This window comes from Conchiformibius steedae (genome assembly GCF_014054725.1).
GTDB classification, from domain to species: domain Bacteria; phylum Pseudomonadota; class Gammaproteobacteria; order Burkholderiales; family Neisseriaceae; genus Conchiformibius; species Conchiformibius steedae.
Genome location: NZ_CP059563.1, coordinates 1,937,079 through 1,955,537, shown reverse-complemented (window position 1 = coordinate 1,955,537; position 18,459 = coordinate 1,937,079). Strand labels below are relative to the sequence as shown.

The 18,459-nt window shown below is 51.8% G+C and carries 17 protein-coding genes; 12 read left to right on the top strand and 5 right to left on the bottom strand.

From position 1 onward, the window contains the following. The 12 genes from H3L98_RS09980 (at window position 1) to H3L98_RS10840 (ending at window position 14,840) form a co-directional block, all read left to right on the top strand. On the top strand, window positions 1-195 hold the full coding sequence (locus tag H3L98_RS09980; protein WP_182078432.1) for a hypothetical protein: 195 nt from the start codon (window positions 1-3) through the stop codon (window positions 193-195). Beyond that, complete coding sequence (gene dnaK / locus H3L98_RS09975) at window positions 173-2,101, top strand: molecular chaperone DnaK (RefSeq protein ID WP_027021899.1); 1,929 nt, start codon at window positions 173-175, stop codon at window positions 2,099-2,101. Before H3L98_RS09980 ends, dnaK begins: the two co-directional genes overlap by 23 nt. 189 nt (window positions 2,102-2,290) lie before the next feature. Further along, on the top strand, window positions 2,291-3,724 hold the full coding sequence (locus tag H3L98_RS09970) for an MBOAT family O-acyltransferase (protein WP_027021898.1): 1,434 nt from the start codon (window positions 2,291-2,293) through the stop codon (window positions 3,722-3,724). Next, the gene (locus H3L98_RS09965) at window positions 3,711-4,847 is read left to right on the top strand and encodes an SGNH/GDSL hydrolase family protein (RefSeq protein WP_051532036.1); all 1,137 of its coding nucleotides are present in this window, start codon (window positions 3,711-3,713) and stop codon (window positions 4,845-4,847) included. The genes H3L98_RS09970 and H3L98_RS09965 overlap by 14 nt, the downstream gene beginning before the upstream one ends. 130 nt (window positions 4,848-4,977) lie before the next feature. Continuing rightward, window positions 4,978-6,303 (top strand): GDSL-type esterase/lipase family protein, encoded by a 1,326-nt coding sequence (locus H3L98_RS09960; RefSeq protein WP_246327818.1) that lies wholly within the window; start codon window positions 4,978-4,980, stop codon window positions 6,301-6,303. Window positions 6,304-6,367: 64 nt separating this feature from the next. Beyond that, a complete protein-coding gene (locus tag H3L98_RS09955) occupies window positions 6,368-8,380 on the top strand; it encodes a prolyl oligopeptidase family serine peptidase (RefSeq protein WP_027021896.1) in 2,013 nt (670 codons plus the stop codon). Further along, window positions 8,377-10,149 (top strand): DNA primase, encoded by a 1,773-nt coding sequence (gene dnaG / locus H3L98_RS09950; protein ID WP_027021895.1) that lies wholly within the window; start codon window positions 8,377-8,379, stop codon window positions 10,147-10,149. Before H3L98_RS09955 ends, dnaG begins: the two co-directional genes overlap by 4 nt. 319 nt (window positions 10,150-10,468) lie before the next feature. Beyond that, entirely contained in the window at window positions 10,469-12,139 is a 1,671-nt protein-coding gene (locus H3L98_RS09945; RefSeq protein WP_027021894.1) for a formate--tetrahydrofolate ligase, read from the top strand. 112 nt (window positions 12,140-12,251) lie between these two features. Beyond that, window positions 12,252-12,491, top strand: a complete 240-nt coding sequence (locus H3L98_RS09940; RefSeq protein ID WP_027021893.1) for a hypothetical protein — start codon at window positions 12,252-12,254, stop codon at window positions 12,489-12,491. Between the two features lie 146 nt (window positions 12,492-12,637). Next, window positions 12,638-13,081, top strand: coding sequence for a hypothetical protein (locus tag H3L98_RS09935; protein WP_034333170.1), 444 nt, complete (start codon window positions 12,638-12,640; stop codon window positions 13,079-13,081). Between the two features lie 248 nt (window positions 13,082-13,329). Beyond that, window positions 13,330-13,947 carry an ABC transporter permease gene (locus tag H3L98_RS10845; protein ID WP_246327817.1) on the top strand — a complete coding sequence of 206 codons (618 nt, stop codon included), beginning with the start codon at window positions 13,330-13,332 and terminating at the stop codon, window positions 13,945-13,947. Then, window positions 13,944-14,840 carry a glycine betaine ABC transporter substrate-binding protein gene (locus H3L98_RS10840; protein ID WP_211247096.1) on the top strand — a complete coding sequence of 299 codons (897 nt, stop codon included), beginning with the start codon at window positions 13,944-13,946 and terminating at the stop codon, window positions 14,838-14,840. Before H3L98_RS10845 ends, H3L98_RS10840 begins: the two co-directional genes overlap by 4 nt. Window positions 14,841-14,970: 130 nt before the next feature. Here H3L98_RS10840 and H3L98_RS09925 read toward each other — a convergent pair whose 3' ends face one another. The 5 genes from H3L98_RS09925 to H3L98_RS09905 all read right to left on the bottom strand — a co-directional run bounded on the left by H3L98_RS09925 (window position 14,971) and on the right by H3L98_RS09905 (window position 18,450). Further along, window positions 14,971-15,546, bottom strand: coding sequence for a hypothetical protein (locus H3L98_RS09925; RefSeq protein ID WP_027021889.1), 576 nt, complete (start codon window positions 15,544-15,546; stop codon window positions 14,971-14,973). A gap of 141 nt (window positions 15,547-15,687) precedes the next feature. Continuing rightward, window positions 15,688-16,470 (bottom strand): enoyl-ACP reductase FabI, encoded by a 783-nt coding sequence (gene fabI, locus H3L98_RS09920; RefSeq protein WP_034333167.1) that lies wholly within the window; start codon window positions 16,468-16,470, stop codon window positions 15,688-15,690. Between the two features lie 37 nt (window positions 16,471-16,507). After that, entirely contained in the window at window positions 16,508-17,212 is a 705-nt protein-coding gene (locus tag H3L98_RS09915) for a beta-ketoacyl synthase chain length factor (RefSeq protein ID WP_182078431.1), read from the bottom strand. Then, window positions 17,175-18,188, bottom strand: a complete 1,014-nt coding sequence (locus H3L98_RS09910) for a beta-ketoacyl synthase N-terminal-like domain-containing protein (RefSeq protein ID WP_027021887.1) — start codon at window positions 18,186-18,188, stop codon at window positions 17,175-17,177. Before H3L98_RS09910 ends, H3L98_RS09915 begins: the two co-directional genes overlap by 38 nt. Then, window positions 18,178-18,450 carry an acyl carrier protein gene (locus H3L98_RS09905; protein ID WP_027021886.1) on the bottom strand — a complete coding sequence of 91 codons (273 nt, stop codon included), beginning with the start codon at window positions 18,448-18,450 and terminating at the stop codon, window positions 18,178-18,180. Before H3L98_RS09905 ends, H3L98_RS09910 begins: the two co-directional genes overlap by 11 nt. Window positions 18,451-18,459 lie beyond the last annotated feature (9 nt).

The following is an 18,459-nucleotide window of genomic DNA, read 5'->3' as shown; positions in this document are numbered from 1 at the left end:
GTGTTTGTAGAAAAAACTTTGCTGATGGCACTTGAAAAGTGCAGCCTGCCCCCTATTTTGCAGACATCACAGATGCAGCAGCGGTTTATTTCAGATAAAAAGCAGTTGAAAACCGCCGCCTGTATCCCCATTATACAAACATCAGTTTTTAAATTTTCAGGAGCAAAACATTATGGCAAAAGTCATCGGTATTGATTTGGGTACCACCAACTCTTGTGTAGCGGTTTCCGAAAACGGTCAAACCAAAGTGATTGAAAACGCCGAAGGCGCGCGCACCACGCCTTCCGTGATTGCTTATTTGGACGGCGGCGAAATTTTGGTGGGTGCGCCCGCCAAACGCCAAGCCGTTACCAATGCCAAAAACACCATTTACGCCGCCAAACGTTTGATTGGTCACAAATTCTCTGATAACGAAGTTCAACGCGACATTGAAACCATGCCTTTTGACATCATTGCTTCCGCCAATGGTGATGCATGGGTAAAAGCGCAAGGCAAAGAATTGTCGCCGCCGCAGATTTCCGCCGAAGTACTGCGTAAAATGAAAGAAGCCGCCGAAAGCTATTTGGGCGAAAAAATTACCGAAGCGGTGATTACCGTTCCCGCTTACTTTAACGACAGCCAACGCCAAGCCACTAAAGACGCAGGTCGTATTGCGGGTTTGGACGTAAAACGCATCATTAACGAGCCGACTGCCGCTGCTTTGGCATTTGGTATGGACAAAGTATCGGGCGGCGACCGCAAAATTGCCGTGTACGACTTGGGTGGCGGTACGTTTGACATTTCCATTATTGAAATCGCCGATGTAGATGGCGACAAACAGTTTGAAGTATTGGCAACCAACGGCGACACTTTCTTGGGTGGCGAAGATTTTGACCAACGCATTATTGACCACATCATTGCTGAATTCAAAAAAGAACAAGGCATTGATTTGAAAAATGATGTAATGGCATTGCAACGCTTGAAAGAAGCAGCAGAAAAAGCCAAAATTGAGTTGTCCAGCGGTCAGCAAACCGAAATCAACCTGCCTTACATCACCATGGATGCGACAGGTCCGAAACACTTGGCAATGAAAATTACCCGTGCCAAATTTGAATCTTTGGTAGAAGATTTGGTGGCGCGTTCCATCGATCCTTGCCGCATTGCCTTGAAAGACGCAGGCTTGAGCGCATCGGATATTGACGATGTGATTTTGGTGGGTGGTCAAACCCGTATGCCGAAAGTACAAGAAGCCGTTAAAGCCTTCTTTGGTAAAGAACCGCGCAAAGACGTGAATCCCGATGAAGCTGTTGCCGTGGGCGCAGCCATTCAGGGCGAAGTATTGGGCGGTGGTCGTAACGACGTATTGCTGTTGGACGTAACCCCCTTGTCTTTGGGTATTGAAACCATGGGTGGTGTGATGACCAAACTCATCAACAAAAACACCACCATTCCCACCAAAGCCAACCAAGTGTTCTCTACTGCCGAAAACAACCAAAGCGCGGTAACCATCCACGTTTTGCAAGGCGAGCGTGAGCGTGCGGCAGCGAATAAATCATTGGGTCAGTTTAATTTGGGCGATATTCCGCCCGCACCGCGTGGCGTACCGCAAATTGAAGTGACTTTTGATATTGATGCCAACGGTATTTTGCACGTTTCCGCCAAAGATAAAGGCACAGGCAAAGCCGCCAACATTACCATTCAAGGTTCTTCAGGCTTGAGCGAGGAAGAAATCGAACGCATGGTAAAAGATGCGGAAGCCAATGCCGAAGAAGATAAAAAACTGGTGGAATTGGTGTTCAGCCGTAATCAGGCAGAAATGATGATTCACTCAGTGAAAAAATCGCTGGAAGAATACGGCGACAAACTGGAAGCGGATGAAAAAGCCCAAATTGAAACCGCTTTGGCAGAAACCGAAGAAGCCGTAAAAGGCGACGACAAAGCCGAAATTGATGCCAAAACCGAGAACTTGGGTACCGTTAGCCGCAAGCTGGGCGAGATGGTGTACGCACAGGCGCAAGCCGAAGCAGCCGCCGACCCCGCCAACGCCGATGCGCCCAATAAAGGCAAAGATGACGATGTGGTAGATGCCGAATTCCAAGAAGTGAAAGACAAAAAAGGCTAATTCCTGTCTGATAATCTGAAAGCACACCCCGAAACCCTAGGTTTCGGGGTGTTTTTGTTGCGGCGCAGCGGTGCGGAAAGGACAAAATATGTTACCATCACGTTTTTAGAACCCGTATTCGTGCGTGTTACTGGCGCGAATGGGGTTTGGTTTTTTATTTTTGACCCCTTTGCCCGCCGCGTGTGAATCATGTCGTTTTTATCTATTGAGTTTGCTGTATTTTTTCTTTGCCTGTTTCCGCTATATTGGGCTTTGGCGGAAACGCCGCGCCTGCAAAACCTGTTGCTGTTGGTTGTGGGTTTGGGCTGTTTGGCAGCGGTCAATCCCCTGTTTGCATTGGCGGTGGTGCTGTTTGCCTCGGCGGTGTATGTGGTTACGGAAAAAATGGCACTCAGCCGCGATGATTTGCAGCGCAAATACTGGCTGCGCGTGGGCATTGTGCTGTCCTTGGTCAATTTGGGCTTTTTTAAGTATTTTGACTTTTTCCGTCCGCAGTTGCGCGAATTATTGGGCGCGGGCGTGGTGGATATTCTGATGCCTTTGGGCATTTCGTATTATACCTTTCAGGCAATTGCCTATATGGTGTCGGCAAGCAAACGTCCCGCTGCGCGTTTGCAATGGCACGAGCTGTTGTTTCACTTGAGCTTTTTCCCAACCATTACTTCAGGTCCGATTATCCGTGCCGATGATTTTAAAACGGTAGATGGAATTCAAACGGGTTTTGCGGCGCAAATCCGCGCCCCGCGCCGTACTGTGATTAAACCCGCTTTGGCAATCAGCTTGATTTTATTGGGTTTGATTAAAAAATGGTGGTTAGCGGGCACGTTAAATGAAGGCTGGGTGGTGCCTGTATTTGCCAATCCGCTGCAATACGATGCGTGGGCGGTGCTGGCAGCGGTGTACGGTTATACGGTGCAGTTGTTTTTGGATTTTTCGGGCTATACGGATTTGGTAATCGGTATGGCGATGCTGTTGGGCTTCCGTTTGCCGCAAAACTTCCGCATGCCTTTGCATGCGTCCAATATCCGCAGCTTTTGGGAACGCTGGCACATTACGCTTTCTACTTGGATTCGCGATTATATTTATATTCCTTTGGGCGGCAGCCGCATCAGTTTTACGCGCACACAAATCAATGTGATGGCGGCGATGCTGTTGTCGGGCATTTGGCACGGCTACGGCTGGAACTTTTTGTTGTGGGGCTTTTTGCACGGGCTGGCGTTTGTGGGGCTGAACCTTGCCGACCGCCGTTTCGGGCGTGAAGCCTTGGCATTGTCGTTTCCGTGGGGACGTGCCGTGGGCATTTTTACTACGGTAAACTTTGTTTGCTTTACCTTTGTGATTTTTGCCACGTCTTCTTTGGGCGACGCGGGTTTGGTGTTTAAAGCCCTGTTGGGCGGCGGGCGCGGTTGGCACATGCCCGATTTGGGCGTGCTGGCGGTGCTGGTGCTGATGGCATTGGCATTGCTGTTTTACCGTAAGCTGGTGTGGCTGTTCCGCCGTTTTGTGCGGATGTTGGCGCGGCTGCCGTATTGGGCGTGGCCGTTTCCGATTGCTGCGGTGTTGTTTTTTCTGATGATTGTTGCCCCTGCGGGCATTCCGGGGTTTATCTATGCTCACTTCTGACGACAACGGTCAAGCCAAAACCGTGCTGTTTCCCGCCAAACGCCGCCGTAACAAACGCTATTCGTTTGCCAAACGGCTGTTGTGGCTGTATTTTGTGCTGATGAGTGTGGCATGGCTGACCATTTGGTTCGCGCAAAAATCCATCAGTGCGTATTGGCAGCAAACCTATCATACCGACAGCCCGTTTTTGGCATTGGAAACCATACCGCTGTGGCGGGCAGGCGGACAGCTGCAAGACAGCCTGAACGGTGCTTACGATAATTTGCGTAACGGCTTTAGCGAGCAGAACACCCAATGGGTGGCGCAGTGGCGTGTCCCCGAAGCCCCCAAGCCCGTTCACACCGTTAAAACAAAAAAACCTGCCAAGCCCGAAGTGGACAAGCTCTATCCCACCCATCAGGCTGAAGAAGCGGCTGCTGCCACACCTGCTGCGTCTGCACCCGCGCCCAAGCCTGCCGCTACTGCCGACAAAACCATTTTGCTGGCACCGGGCAATAAAGTCTTGTTTGCGGGCGATTCCATGCTGCAGGGCGTGGCACCGCATCTACAAAAAACCTTAAAAAGCCAGCATCAAATCGATTCGCTGAATTTAAGTAAACAAAGCACGGGTTTGGCGTATCCCAAATTTTTTGACTGGCCCGCTACCATCGAGCAGCATTTGGCGGAAGACGACACCATCAAATTGCTGGTGGTGCTGATTGGCGCAAATGACCCGTGGGATTTCCCCAATCCCGATAATCCCGCTGCCAAATATTTGAAATTTGAATCGCAGGAATGGGAAGAAGAATACGCCAAACGCGTGGCGCGGATTGTGGCGGCTGCCGACAAAGCAGGCGCGAAAATCGTGTGGTTGGGTGTGCCGCGCATGAAGCGTGAAAAGTTGGACAAACAGATGATTTATGTGAATCAAGTATTAGCGCGAGCTTTAAAAGACAAATATCCGCACGTTTTGTGGCTGGAAACCGCCGATTGGTTGAGCGACCACAGCGGAGAATATCAAGATTCGATTACGGTGGAAGGCGAAACCGTGCGCGTTCGCAGCAAGGACGGGATTCACTTTACCACGCAGGGTCAGCAGTTGGTGGCGGATTTTATTGAACGGCAGTTGTCGTATCAACAATAGGGTTTGCCCTCACTTTAAAATCGCGCCGTCTGATGTTTTTTTCAGACGGCGCGATGTTTTTTGCGGTGTTAAAGCTGCGGGGTAAACGGGCATTGTTCTAAAATGAGAATTTTTGGATAGGAAAACAATCGTGAATTGGGGTCAATATATTGGGCGTGGTGTGGCGGTGGTGTGTGGTTTAACGGTGGGTACGGCGGCGTTTGCCGATAGTGTGCAGGATTACGGCGCAAATCCGTCTGCACCGTGGCGACAGAAGCTGGCGCAGTTGGAACAGGGCGAAAATGTAGTATTCCGTGTGCTGCAATTGGGCGATTCGCATACCGCAGGCGGATTTTTTACTGATGAACTGCGCCGCCGTTTGCAGCAGCGTTGGGGCGACGGTGGCATCGGTTGGGTGTTTCCACAAAGCGTTAAAGGACAACGGGTGACAACGGTGCGTTATCAAAACGGTTGGCAAACGCTGGATATGCGTAAAAGCCGTTTGGATTTTCCTTTGGGCGGGGTGGTGGCGCGTTCGCAGGCAGGCAAAACGTTGGCTTTGGCGGCGGCAGAAGCGCGTGCATCGGCAGACACACAATCCGTGCAACTGGTGGCGCGGCGGGTGGCGGGCGACGGTGCTTTATTGCTGCGGGACGGGCAGGGCAGACATACCGAAACCGCAGCAGCGCAGGGTTGGCAACCGATTGCCGTAGAAGCGGTGTTGCCCGTGCAGTTTAGCGTGCCAAAGGGTAGCGTGTGGGACATCGGCGCGGTGGGTGTGGAAAACGGCAAACGCGGTGCGGTGGTGTCGGCGCTGGGGATTAACGGTTCGCAGTTGTCGCAATGGTCTGCTTGGCGACAAGATTGGCAACAAGATTTGGCGCAAACCCGTGCCGATTTGGTGATTTTGGCGTATGGCACCAATGAAGCGTTTAACGCCCGTTTTGACCCTGCGGCGGCGGAAACGCAATGGCGCAACAGCATACGCCGTATCCGCGACACCTTGCCTGAAGCGGCGGTGCTGATTGTGGGTGCGCCCGAATCGCTGGTTGGTAAACAAGGGCGTTGCGGTACGCGCCCTGCCAAGCTGGATGCCGTTCAGTCCATGCAAAAACGGGTGGCGGAAAGCGAAGGCTTGCTGTATTGGTCTTGGCAACAGGCACAGGGTGGCGCGTGCAGCATGAATGCTTGGGTAAAACAGGGTTTGGCAGCCAAAGATGGCGTACATTTTAATGCGGAAGGCTACCGCCGCGCCGCTGCGGATTTGGCGCAAGGTTTGTCGGCGTTGGCACAGCCTGTTTCTAACGATTCCGTTGAATATTTGAAAGAGCCTGTTCGTGACGATTCTGTTGAATATTTGGAAGATGTGCTGTTTAAACCTGCATCTACGCCTGTAGAAAATCAGCCTGTGGAAAATGAAGCAGACAAAACCCGTTTTATGCCCTTGGAAACTGCGCCGTTTTCCCTTGACGAATAAAGGCGCGTTTGGCGTGAACAGGGCAAGGGCGATACAATACCGTTTTTGATTGCCGCTTGCCCTTATGATTGCCCACGATGAATTTTCCGCTTTGGAAAACCTGAACGACCCCGCTACTGCCGCTTTTGCCCGTGAAGCCCACGAAAGCACGTTGGCGCAGTTTGGCGATGAAGCTTATCACGCGCTAAAAGACGATATTGCTGCGATGTTGCGCGATGAAAAGCAGATTCCGTTTTGCCAAGAACACCGCGCCAAAATGTATCACTTCCACCAAAGCGCGGCGCACCCGAAAGGCGTGTACCGTGTGTGTTCATCTGCGTCTTACCGTGCGGGCATACCCGATTGGCAGGTGTTGTTTGATGTGGCGGATTTTGATGCGCTGTTGGGCGATGATGTGTATTTGGACGGGGTGTCGCATTGTGTGGAACAGCCTGAACGGGCTTTGCTGACTTTAAGCGCGGCAGGCGGCGATGCGGCTTATACTTTGGAATTTGATTTGGCAGCGCGGGCGTTGGTGGAAAACGGTTTTCACTTTCCCGCTGCCAAAAGCCATATTGCTTGGCGCGATGTGGACAGCCTGTGGGTTTGCCCTGCGTGGGACGAGGAACAATTAACCGAATCGGGCTATCCGCGCGAGGTGTGGCTGATGCGGCGCGGACAGGTGTTTGAAGACGCGCAATTGGTGTTCCGCATGGACGCGCAAGGGGTAATGGTACACGCATGGCGTTATTTGGACGGTCAGGGCGCGGCGGTGGATTTGCTGGAAGCGGCAACGGGCTTTTTCAGCAAAACGTATTACCGTATCGCGGCAGACGGTTCGGTACAGGCATTGAATCTGCCGCAAGATGCGGAAATTTGCGGGTATTTGGCGGGACAGTTGTTGGTGCGCTTGAAAACGGCTTGGCAGCGTGCCAACCGCCGTTATGCTGCGGGGGCGTTGCTGGCGGTGCGTTTGGACAAATACGGTACGGGCGCGGCTCAGCAGTTGTTTGTACCTGATGCGGGGCAGGCGGTGGAAACGGTGGAAACGACCAAGCGTTTTGTGGTGGTGTCGGTGCTGGACAATGTGGCGGGACGGTTGATGGCGTGGCGTTGGCACAACGGCGAATGGCTGCCGCAGAACGTGCCGCAGTTGGACGGCGGTGCGGTGGAAATGACCGACCAGCCTTGGGGCGGCGATGTGCTGTATTTGGCATCCAGCGGTTTTTTAAGTCCTTTAACGCTGTATGCCTTGGATTTGAATGTGATGGAATTGTGCGTGTTGCGCCGTCAGCCGCAGCAGTTTGACCCTGCGGGCATGACGGTGGTGCAGCATTACGCGCAGTCGGCAGACGGTACGCGCATTCCCTATTACCGTGTGGGGGCAGCTGCGCCCGCGCCCACGCTGGTGTATGCCTATGGCGGTTTTGATGTGGCGGAACTACCGCATTATTTGGGCAGCATCGGCAAGCACTGGTTGGCACAGGGTGGGGCGTTTGTGTTGGCGAATATCCGTGGCGGCGGCGAATTTGCGGGTTGGCACGCAGCGGCAGTGCGCGAAAACAAACACAAAAGCGTAGAGGATTTGCTGGCGGTGGCGGAAGACTTGTATGCACGCGGTTTGGCATTGCCCGAACACACGGCGTTGCAAGGCGGCAGCAACGGCGGTTTGGTGTGCGCCGCTGCCTATATCCGCGCCCCACAACGCATTGGTGCGCTGGTGTGCGAAGTACCGCTTACCGATATGCTGCGCTATCACCGCTTATCGGCGGGTGCAAGCTGGTTGGAAGAATACGGCAATCCCGACAACGAACCCGATTACCGCTATCTTGCCGCCTTGTCGCCCTATCACAACCTCAATCCCGACACTGTCTATCCGCCCGCGCTGATTACCACCAGTTTGAGCGACGACCGCGTTCACCCCGCCCACGCCTTAAAGTTTTACGCCAAACTGCGCCAAACCCGTCAGCCGCAAACATGGCTGTATGCCCCCGACAGCGGCGGACACACGGGCAACGGCACACAGGACGACACCGCTGCCGAACTTGCCTGCGTACTGCGTTTTTTAAACCGTTATATTGTGCCTAATCCAACATGATTCCATCTGGTTTTATTGACGAACTGCTTGCCAAAACCGATATTGTTGATGTGGTTGAGCATTACGTCCCGCTGAAAAAAAGTGGCGCGAACTATATGGCGTGCTGTCCTTTTCATAAGGAAAAATCGCCGTCTTTTTCCGTCAGTCCGTCCAAGCAGTTTTACCATTGCTTCGGCTGCGGCGCACACGGTTCCGCCATCGGTTTTGTGATGGAATATCAGGGCTTGGGCTTTGTGGAAGCGGTGCGTTTTTTGGCAGAACGCATTGGTTTGAGCGTGCCGCAAGATGCGTCTGCGCCCGATGCTGAAGCCCGCGCTGCCCGCAAAAAACAGCAGCAAACCCTAGAGCAACACACCGACACCGCTGCCCGTTTTTACCGCGAACAATTGGGCAAATGGCCACAGGCGCAAACTTATCTCGCCCAACGCGGCTTAAACGCCGAAATCATCGCCCGTTACGGCTTGGGTTACGCCCCCGATGCGTGGCAACCCTTGGCGCAAGTGTTTGAAAACTATCCGTCTGCCCAATTGGTAGAAAGCGGGCTGGTGGTGGAACACGAAGACAGCAAACGCCATTACGACCGTTTCCGCAACCGTATTATGTTCCCCATCCGCAGCAGCAGCGGACAAATCATCGGCTTTGGCGGGCGCGTGTTGGGCGATGCCAAACCCAAATACCTCAATTCCCCCGATACCCCTTTGTTTGAAAAAGGCAAACATTTATACGGTTTGTATGAAGCGCGTACCGCTATCCGTGAAGCAGGGCGTATTTTGGTGGTGGAAGGCTATATGGACGTGGTGGCATTGGCGCAGTCGGGCATCGGCTATGCCGTGGCGGCTTTGGGAACAGCCACCACATCCGACCACATTAAAATCTTAATGCGTCAAAGTGATGAAGTGTATTTTTGTTTTGACGGCGACCAAGCGGGGCGCAGTGCAGCGTGGCGGGCTTTGGAAAACGCCTTGCCGCAGCTTAAAGACGGCAAATCGCTGCGTTTTCTGTTTTTGCCCGAATCGCACGACCCCGACAGCTATGTGCGCGAATACGGCAGCGCGGCATTTGAAGATGCCCTGCTCAATCAAAGCGAAGCCCTTTCCGTGTATTTTTGGCAGGCACTGACGGCGCACACCGATTTAAACACCCAAGAAGGCAAAGCGGATTTGGTTAAGCGCACCGCGCCGCTGCTGGAAAAAATCCAAGCCCCCGCGCTGGCGTTTTTGTTTCAGCAGGAATTGGGACGTTTAACGGGCATTGCCGCACCCGATTTGGCCCGTTTAATCGGACGGGCGATGCCGCCGCGCCACGTCGCCGCCAAACGCTACACTTTGCCCGAACGCAGCGCCCGCCCCGAACCGCTGTTCAGCTTGGCGCAAAAGCAAATCCGCGATTTGCTGTTTTGTCCGCAGTGGGCGAAACATGTGGTTTTCCCCGATTATTTGGCGGTAACGGGCGAAGCGGCGTGTTTGACGGCGGTGGCGGAATATTGTCGCAGCCGTTCCGATGCCGCACCCGCGCAAGTGTGGGAACATTTCCGCCACAGCCCGCACGCTCCCTTATTGCAACAAGCATTGGCACATCCGCCTGTTGATGATGACGACAGCGAAGCCGCACAAAACGTGCGCGAACAAGCCTTTTGCGAGGGCAACAGCCGTTTGATTAGCCAAATCAAACAAGCCCAAATTGAAGCCCTAAAACAAAAAAACAGCACCCAAGGTTTAAGCGCGGAAGAAAAACAACTGATGCTGTATCTGCTGACAGCGAAATCATGATGTTTCCCCCACCTAGCCCTCCCCCACATTGGGGGAGGGGACACTGTAAATATCACGCCTATGATTATACTCCCTCGCCTATGTACAGAGGGCATAATACACGCCTGAAATGTGTTACTCCCTCCCCCGCAAGCGGGGGAGGGTAGGGGTGGGGGAAAGTCCAATAAAGAAAAGGATATTTTGAAATATTTCAACACACAGGCTTATCCATCAAGCACAGCCCGATGTGTTGCCCTGATTGGGACGGGTGATGCCCAATCCGAATAAAAGCCGATTTTACCGCCCGAAACGGCGGGTTTGCCAACCGAAAAGGAATAAAATGAATACCGATGCCGAAATTGCCCGCGCCGCTACCATGCGCCCGATTGATGAAATCGCTGCTGCGCTGGACTTGCCAGCCGATGCCCTTGAACATTATGGCAAATACAAAGCCAAACTGGACACTGCCGCTGTGTTTTCCCGCCCTTCGCAGCAAGGCAAACTGATTTTAGTGACTGCCATCAACCCCACCCCTGCGGGCGAAGGCAAAACCACCGTTACCATTGGTTTGGCAGATGCGCTTAACCGTTTGGGCAAACGCGCCGCCGTTGCCATGCGCGAACCGTCTTTAGGACCTGTATTCGGCATTAAAGGCGGCGCAGCGGGTGGCGGTTATGCCCAAGTTGTGCCGATGGAAGACATCAACTTACACTTTACGGGTGATTTTCACGCCATCGGTGCAGCCAATAACCTGCTTGCCGCGCTGTTAGACAATCACATCCACCAAGGCAACGCCCTGAATATTGACCCCAAACGCGTGTTGTGGCGGCGCGTGGTGGATATGAACGACCGTCAATTGCGCCATATTGTCAGTGGTTTAGGCAAACCTGCCGATGGCGTGATGCGAGAAGACGGTTTTGATATTACCGTGGCATCCGAAGTGATGGCGGTATTTTGTCTCGCAAACGGTTTGGCGGATTTAAAACAGCGTTTGGGCGACATGGTGGTGGCGTACACCCGCAGCGGCGAGCCCGTTTACGCCCGCGACCTGAATGCTCAAGGCGCGATGGCAGCTTTGTTAAAAGACGCACTCAAGCCCAATTTGGTGCAAACGCTGGAAGGCACACCCGCGCTGGTACACGGCGGACCGTTTGCCAATATCGCCCACGGCTGCAATTCTGTTACCGCCACCCGCGCCGCACTGCATTTGGCGGATTTCGCCGTAACCGAAGCAGGTTTTGGCGCAGATTTGGGTGCGGAAAAATTCTGCCATATTAAATGCCGTTTGGCAGATTTGCGCCCCGATGCTGCCGTGATTGTTGCCACTGTTCGCGCCTTGAAATACAACGGCGGCGTTGCCAAAACCGAGTTAAACACCGAAAACGTTGCCGCCGTACAAGCAGGTTTACCCAATTTGTTGAAACACATTGACAATATGAAGAACCTGTTCGGTTTGCCCGTGGTGGTGGCAATCAACCGTTTCCACAGCGACAGCGATGCCGAATTGGCAGCCGTGCGCCAAGCCTGTGCCGAACATGGCGCAGAAGTCTCGCTGACCGAAGTATGGGCGCACGGCGGCGCAGGTGGCGAAGATTTGGCGCGTAAAGTCTTGTCTGCCATTGAAAACCAGCCCAATCAATTTGCCTATGCCTATGATTTGGCAGACAGCTTGCCCGAGAAAATCCGTGCTGTGGCACAAAAAGTGTATGGTGCGGCAGATGTTGCCTTTTCTGCCGAAGCCACCGCCGAGCTGGAACGTTTGCAGCAGTTGGGTTTTGGAAAACTGCCCGTGTGTATGGCGAAAACACAGTATTCATTAAGCGACAATGCTGCACTATTGGGTCGTCCGCAGAGCTTTGTACTGAATGTGCGCGGCGTAACCCTTGCCAACGGCGCAGGTTTTGTGGTGGTGCTGTGCGGCAATATGATGCGGATGCCGGGGCTGCCCAAATCTCCCGCTGCCGAACACATTGATGTAGATGAAAACGGCGTGATTAGCGGATTGTTCTAATAATAGTGGTGTAGATTGGGGGGTGAGTGCAGCGTAAACCCATTCAAGAAAACGTTGGGTTACGGCTTTGCCTTAACCCAACTTATACTTGCTTAATTGATGGAGTAAAGAAATGACACAACCTTTAACCTTTGAAGTAATGGTTATGGATGACAATATCTTACTTAAAGCGATTAATGAATTTAATATGCATTTTAATACTGATTTTAAAATTATTCATACGGAATATGATGAAGTTATATTTTGCACCATAGAAGTTTCTAACTGGACATATGAGGAGTTATTTAATTTAGGTCATTATCTATCAATAGTAGAGCATGAAATGCGTGAACGTGGTGAGTTTGATTGGTAATCAAGTAAGCATAGGTTAGGCTGAAGCAAGTGTAGGTTGGGTTGGAAACCCAACATGATTTTATTTTCAATGCATTATGTTGTTTATGTTGGGTTTGCGCTGTGCTTCAACCCAAGCTACGGTACTAATATGTTTGGTGTTGAAAAATGAATTTAAATATATTGGACATTGGATTTATTTTATCCAATGATTTAGATTGGTATGCAAGAGATGGTCAAAAAATTGCACATTTTGCTTCGGGTGGTACTGACTTATTACCAAAATCTGTTGTAAACGACAGACTTGGTTGGGAAGAAATATGCACATACTTTGATGAACAAGAAAGCAATCCCATTGAAATTGAAGTCTGTGAAGATAATTTACCATATTTTAATAACGAACAAGAAAAAAGTCGTTATTTATCATCTTTTATTGTTATGGCTCATAAGGGATTATATAGCTATGATATTGATTTTAAGGAAAATAATTATAAGTTGATAGCTTATCCAAAATATGAAGTGCCGACCGTTGCAAAGCAGTCAATTTTAAGTAAGCTCCCTTGTATTAAATTAACGACAATAATAGAGGGTTTCATGATTATTGTAGCATGATTTTTGTGTGAAACTAAAGCAAGTGTAGGTTGGGTTGGGAACAAAATATTATTTTATTTTCAATATATTGTGTGGCTTGTGTTAGGTTTGCGCTGCACTTCAACCCAAGCTACGATACTTTCAGATAGACGGCTTAAAACAAAACAGCTGCCCGAATCGGGTATAATTCCCGTTTTATTATTCTAAAAAAATCATTATGATGCACACATTCTTTCTATTGGGGCGGCGCAGCGATGTTTGACGGACTGATGAAACTGCTGCTGTCGCGCCCCGAATTTTTTCTTGCACTCACAGGCGAACACCTGTTGCTGTCGGGCTTGTCGCTGCTGATTGCCACCGTGTTCGGCGTGGCATTGGGGCTGTTGATTAGCGAATACCGTGCCTTTGCGCCGTGGGTGCTGCAAACCAATAATTTGATTTACACCATTCCTGCTATTTCCTTGTTTGGTTTGCTGATTCCGATTAGCGGCGTGGGCAACACCACCGCCGTGATTGCCTTAAGCCTGTACGGGTTGCTGCCGATTACGGCGGGAACGCATACGGGTATCACGCAGGTCAATGCAGGCATGAGCGAAGCGGCAACCGCTTTGGGTTTAAACCGAATGCAGATTTTGCGTTATATTACTCTGCCTTTGGCGTTGCCTGTGATTGTGTCGTCGTTGCGTACCACCGCCGTAATGACTATTTCGCTGGCGGGGATTGCTTCCTTTATCGGCGCAGGCGGATTGGGCGTGGCAGTATATCGCGGCATTACCACCCAAAACACCGCCATGACTTTGGCAGGCAGCCTGCTGATGATGCTGATTGCCTTTGCCGCCGACCGCCTGTTTGCCCTGTGGCTGAAACGTTTAAACTGGAACGCATGATGAGAAACCTGAAAAAATACCTGATTTTATTGGGCTTAAGCGCAGTATTGGGCGCATGTACGCCGTCTGCAGAAACACACACCGTCAAAATCGCCGCCAAACCCATGACCGAACAATTTATTTTGGCGGAAATGCTGGCATTGCTGATTGAAGAACATACCGATTTAAAAGCCGAAATCACAAAAGGCATCGGCGGCGGCACTGCCAATATTCATCCTGCGCTGTTAAAAGGCGAATTTGACCTTTATCCCGAATACACAGGCACCGCGTGGCTGTATGTACTCAAACGCCCCGAAGCCGCCGCAGGCAGCGATATTTTCCCCCAGCTCGCCCAAACCTACCGCCAGCAGTTCCAACTGGAATGGGTGGGCTTATACGGTTTTAACAACACTTTCGGGCTGGCGGTGGCACGCGATTGGGCGCAAGCGAATCAGGTTCGCAACTATTCCGATTTGGCGCGTTTCAGCCCGCAACTGCGCTTTGGTGCGGAATACGATTTTTACGAACGCAGCGATGGTTACGATGCTTTAGTCAAAAGCTATGGTTTTCAATTTAAAGAAAAACGTGATTTGGATATCGGCTTAAAATACCGTGCTTTGGCAGACGGGCAGATTGATGCCGTGAATATTTTTACCACCGATGCGGCGCTGGCAGGTGGAAAAGTCGCCGTGCTGACGGACGATAAAAAACTCTATCCCGATTATTATGCAGGCACGGTAATACGCGCCGAAACCCTAGCTAAATACCCTGAATTAAAAGCCGTTTTGGAAAAAATGAACCGCGTGTTAAGTAATGACGAGATGGCGCGTTTAAATGCCGAAGTGGAAAACGGCGGGCAGGACGAACGCAGTGTGGCACAGGTGTTTTTGCGGGGTAAGGGTTTGATTCAGTAATGGGAAACCGCGCGGTGGGGCGCGGTTTTTTAGTGGGGCAGCTTGGATTGAAGAGTAATATAAATCCAACATATTTATTTTATTTAAAAATATCTGATTATGGCTTTACCTAACCTAACTAATCCTACGTTTACTGCATTAACTGAATCTTGATATTTTTCCCTTTTGTCGGAATAAATAATTCCGTTGATTGCAGTTGCTTTGTGCCTTTGATAATAAATTGATGCAATAAATCTAAGCCGAAAAGATACATAAGCTTTCTGGACGGAAAAGTTAAGTAAGCATGATTCTTATATAAATTACTGTCTGCAAACAAGAATAATTGGTGATTAAACGGTTCTGTTTGCAGTTGGGTAAGCTTGAAATCTTTCCCGATAAATATTTTGTTTGGAAGTTGGGCTTCGGGAATTTCATCATAAAAAATAAATAAAGTTCCGCTGTTTACGCCCATTCTTACCCCGTCAATAATACATAAATAGCCGTCATCTTCCATTAAGGGCTGGAAACATTTTTCGCTGATTTGTCCGTAAACGGCTTCCTGAATGAGAGACAGGCTGAATTGGCGGATGGATAAGGCTGATGAGAATATTAGGTGGATAGTTCCGTGTAAATCAATATGGGAAATTAGGTAATGTTTTTTGTCGCCTTCCAATTCTTTGGGGAATAATTCATCTGCGTTTTTGGTTACTTGAACAGTTAAATCCATAACATAACCTTTTGTTTATTTAATAAATGTGTGGTAAGTGTCAGTCGGATTTTAAAGCACAAAACAAACGTAATAATTAAACAGATAAATGATTTTCAGGCTGCCTGAAACGTTTAAATTCCGTTTCAGGCAGCCTGAACATTATTCGCCGTCGTTTAGGGCATTGATGCTGTAACCGCCGTCCACATAGGTGATTTCGCCTGTAATGCCCGATGCTAAATCCGACAGCAAAAAGGCGGCGGTGTTGCCCACTTCTTCAATAGTCACGTTGCGGCGTAGGGGATTTTGGGCGGCAACGTGTCCCAATAATTTGTTGAAATCGGCTATGCCTGAAGCGGCAAGCGTTTTAATCGGGCCGGCGGAAATGCCGTTGCAGCGGATGCCTTCTTTGCCCAAGCACGATGCGGTAAAGCGGATGCCTGATTCCAAGCTGGCTTTTGCCATGCCCATCACGTTGTAATTGGGAACGGCGCGCACTGCGCCCAAATACGATAGGGCAACAATGGAAGCGTTACGGTTTTGCATCAGCGGACGGGCGGCTTTGGCGAGCGCGGGCAGGCTGTAGGCGGAAACTTCGTGAGCAATATTAAAGGCTTCGCGGCTGATGCTGTCTAAAAAGTCGCCGCCGAGCGATTCTTTGGGGGCAAAGGCGATGGCGTGTACTAAGCCGTCCAAGCCGTCCCAATGCTGTGCTAATTGGGTAAAGGTGGCGGCGATTTCTTCATCGCTTTGTACGTCGCAGCGGAACACCAGTTGTGAGCCGAAACCTTCTGCCAGTTTGCGCACGCGGCTTTCCAGCTTATCTACCACATAGGTAAATGCCAGTTCTGCGCCTTGGGCGTGGCAGGCTTGGGCGATGCCGTAGGCGATGGAACGTTCGGAAATCATGCCGGTAATCAGAATTTTTTTGCCTTGTAAAAACATGGTGGGTGTCCTTTTGTGAATCGGGGTAAACGGGTAATTATAGCGGATTCGGGCAGGGGATTGAGGGTGGCAGTTGCAGTTGCAGGGTAGGGCGGGCGGCGGTGGCGGGCAGCTGTAAGGCGCGGTGTTGTTGCAGGCTGTGGTGCAGGTGGGATGCGGCGCGGGCAAAGTCGGATGTGTGGTCGGGACGGAACAGGGGGGCGGGGTGCGGTGTGGGGGCAGCGGGGCGAAGGTGCCACCATAAACTGATTTCGGCTTCGCCTGCTTGGCGGGATTCGTTTGCCCAGCCGAGCAGCACGGCGGGAACGGCTTGGGCGGCAAGGGCGTTGGCTGCCAGATGTAGGATGTGGGTCAGGCTGTCGGCTTCGGCAATCACAAACAGGCTTTCGCCGTGCAATCGGGCGGTTTGCGCCAGATGAAACAGGGGAGCGTTGTGCAGTTGGGCAGTAAAATCCAGCGGCGATGCCTGTTGCTGTTGTGTCCATTTGTTGGTCATGCGGGCAAAACGCTGTGGCGAACCGAAGGGCGAGGCAAGATACAGGGCGCTGTGCGGGGGCAGTGCGGCACACAGGGGCAGTGCGCCCGCCAATGTGAGTTGGCTGATGCGGCTTAAACGGCGCGGGGAAACGCCATAGGGCTGTAACAGCGGGGAAAGGTCGGACGGCGGCGGCAGCAGCAGGCTGGCGGCGCACACGGTCAGGCAGTTAATCGGCATGGGGGGATTCCAATATCCAAGCGGCATGGCTGCCGCCGAAACCGAGAAAAACATTGGCATACGCGCCTGCGGGCAGGGCAGTTTGGTCGGGCAGACGGCGGTGGCGCAAACAGGCTGCCAGCAGTACGGTTTCGGCTACGCCCGCCGCGCCCAGCGTATGCCCCAAATAGGGCTTGAGCCGCAGCAGGGGGCAGGACGGGTGCAGGCGTTGCCAAAGTTGCCGTTCGGTTTGGTCGGATGCGCCACCCGTACCGTGAAGTTTAACCCCCGCCAAACGGGGAATGTCGTTCAGCAGGCTGTGAATCAGCTGCGACAGGGCATCAGTATCGGGCAGGGTAAGGGCGTGATAGTCGGTTTGCGCGGTGCAGCCGTGCAGTCTGACGACACCCTGACGGGCGCACACCACCACGGCGGCAACGGCTTCGCCCAAGGTCATGGCATGGCGGTCGTCGGGATGGCGGGCAAGCAGGTTCATGGCATCAAAATGTGCCAAAGTGGTGCGGTTAAAGGTTTCTATGCCTGCTGCCACGGCGCAACCGCCATGTAAGGCAACGTGTCTTACTGCCTGAATTAGGGCATGGGCTGATGCGGTGCAGGATGTGGCAAGGGCGCAGATATCGGGATTGCGGAAACGCCGGCGCAGGGCAGCGGCGGTTTCGTCCAAACGGTAACTGCTGCCGCCGTTTTGTTCCCAATCGGCAAGCACATACGTCCCCGAACCGATAAACACGGGCAGCTGCGACAGGCTGTTGTCGGGCAGTCCCGCATCGGCAACGGCGGCGCGGATGTGTTGTTCTAAAAGCACAAACTGCGCGTTTTTGCTGCACAATTCGTTGGGAAATGCCGCAAAATACGGCAAATCTCGTGTCTGTCCAAACGGTGTAATGCGGCGCAACACGCGGTTTGCCCACGGCTGCCAAGCGGGCAGGCTGCCGCCGATGCGGATGCTGCCTTGGGCGCATTGCAGGCTGCCGCCGCGCAAGTACACACTTTTACGGTTCATGTTTTTGTTCAGAAAGGATAAAATCCGCCAACGCGCCCACCGTCATCATGTGTTTGCGTACCATGCGGTCGCCGTTTAAACGCACGCCGTAACGCGCTTGCAGGGCAATGCTGATTTGCAGCGCGTCCAAGGAATCCAACCCGACACGGCTGCGTTCGCCGAATAAAGGTTCGTTGTCGTCTATTTCTTGTGGATTTAAATGGTCTTTTTCGGTTTCGCTAACAATCAGTTGCTTGAGCTGCTGCTTGAGGTCGGAAGACATGGATAATCC

Excerpts from the sequence above, each read along its gene's own strand:
- dnaK (WP_027021899.1), top strand. The coding sequence starts at position 173 with ATGGCAAAAGTCATCGGTATTGATTTGGGTACCACCAACTCTTGTGTA.
- H3L98_RS09970 (WP_027021898.1), top strand. The coding sequence starts at position 2,291 with ATGTCGTTTTTATCTATTGAGTTTGCTGTATTTTTTCTTTGCCTGTTT.
- H3L98_RS09965 (WP_051532036.1), top strand. The coding sequence starts at position 3,711 with ATGCTCACTTCTGACGACAACGGTCAAGCCAAAACCGTGCTGTTTCCC.
- H3L98_RS09955 (WP_027021896.1), top strand. The coding sequence starts at position 6,368 with ATGATTGCCCACGATGAATTTTCCGCTTTGGAAAACCTGAACGACCCC.
- dnaG (WP_027021895.1), top strand. The coding sequence starts at position 8,377 with ATGATTCCATCTGGTTTTATTGACGAACTGCTTGCCAAAACCGATATT.
- H3L98_RS09945 (WP_027021894.1), top strand. The coding sequence starts at position 10,469 with ATGAATACCGATGCCGAAATTGCCCGCGCCGCTACCATGCGCCCGATT.
- H3L98_RS09940 (WP_027021893.1), top strand. The coding sequence starts at position 12,252 with ATGACACAACCTTTAACCTTTGAAGTAATGGTTATGGATGACAATATC.
- H3L98_RS09935 (WP_034333170.1), top strand. The coding sequence starts at position 12,638 with ATGAATTTAAATATATTGGACATTGGATTTATTTTATCCAATGATTTA.
- H3L98_RS10845 (WP_246327817.1), top strand. The coding sequence starts at position 13,330 with ATGAAACTGCTGCTGTCGCGCCCCGAATTTTTTCTTGCACTCACAGGC.
- H3L98_RS10840 (WP_211247096.1), top strand. The coding sequence starts at position 13,944 with ATGATGAGAAACCTGAAAAAATACCTGATTTTATTGGGCTTAAGCGCA.
- H3L98_RS09925 (WP_027021889.1), bottom strand. The coding sequence starts at position 15,546 with ATGGATTTAACTGTTCAAGTAACCAAAAACGCAGATGAATTATTCCCC.
- fabI (WP_034333167.1), bottom strand. The coding sequence starts at position 16,470 with ATGTTTTTACAAGGCAAAAAAATTCTGATTACCGGCATGATTTCCGAA.
- H3L98_RS09915 (WP_182078431.1), bottom strand. The coding sequence starts at position 17,212 with ATGCCGCTTGGATATTGGAATCCCCCCATGCCGATTAACTGCCTGACC.
- H3L98_RS09910 (WP_027021887.1), bottom strand. The coding sequence starts at position 18,188 with ATGAACCGTAAAAGTGTGTACTTGCGCGGCGGCAGCCTGCAATGCGCC.
- H3L98_RS09905 (WP_027021886.1), bottom strand. The coding sequence starts at position 18,450 with ATGTCTTCCGACCTCAAGCAGCAGCTCAAGCAACTGATTGTTAGCGAA.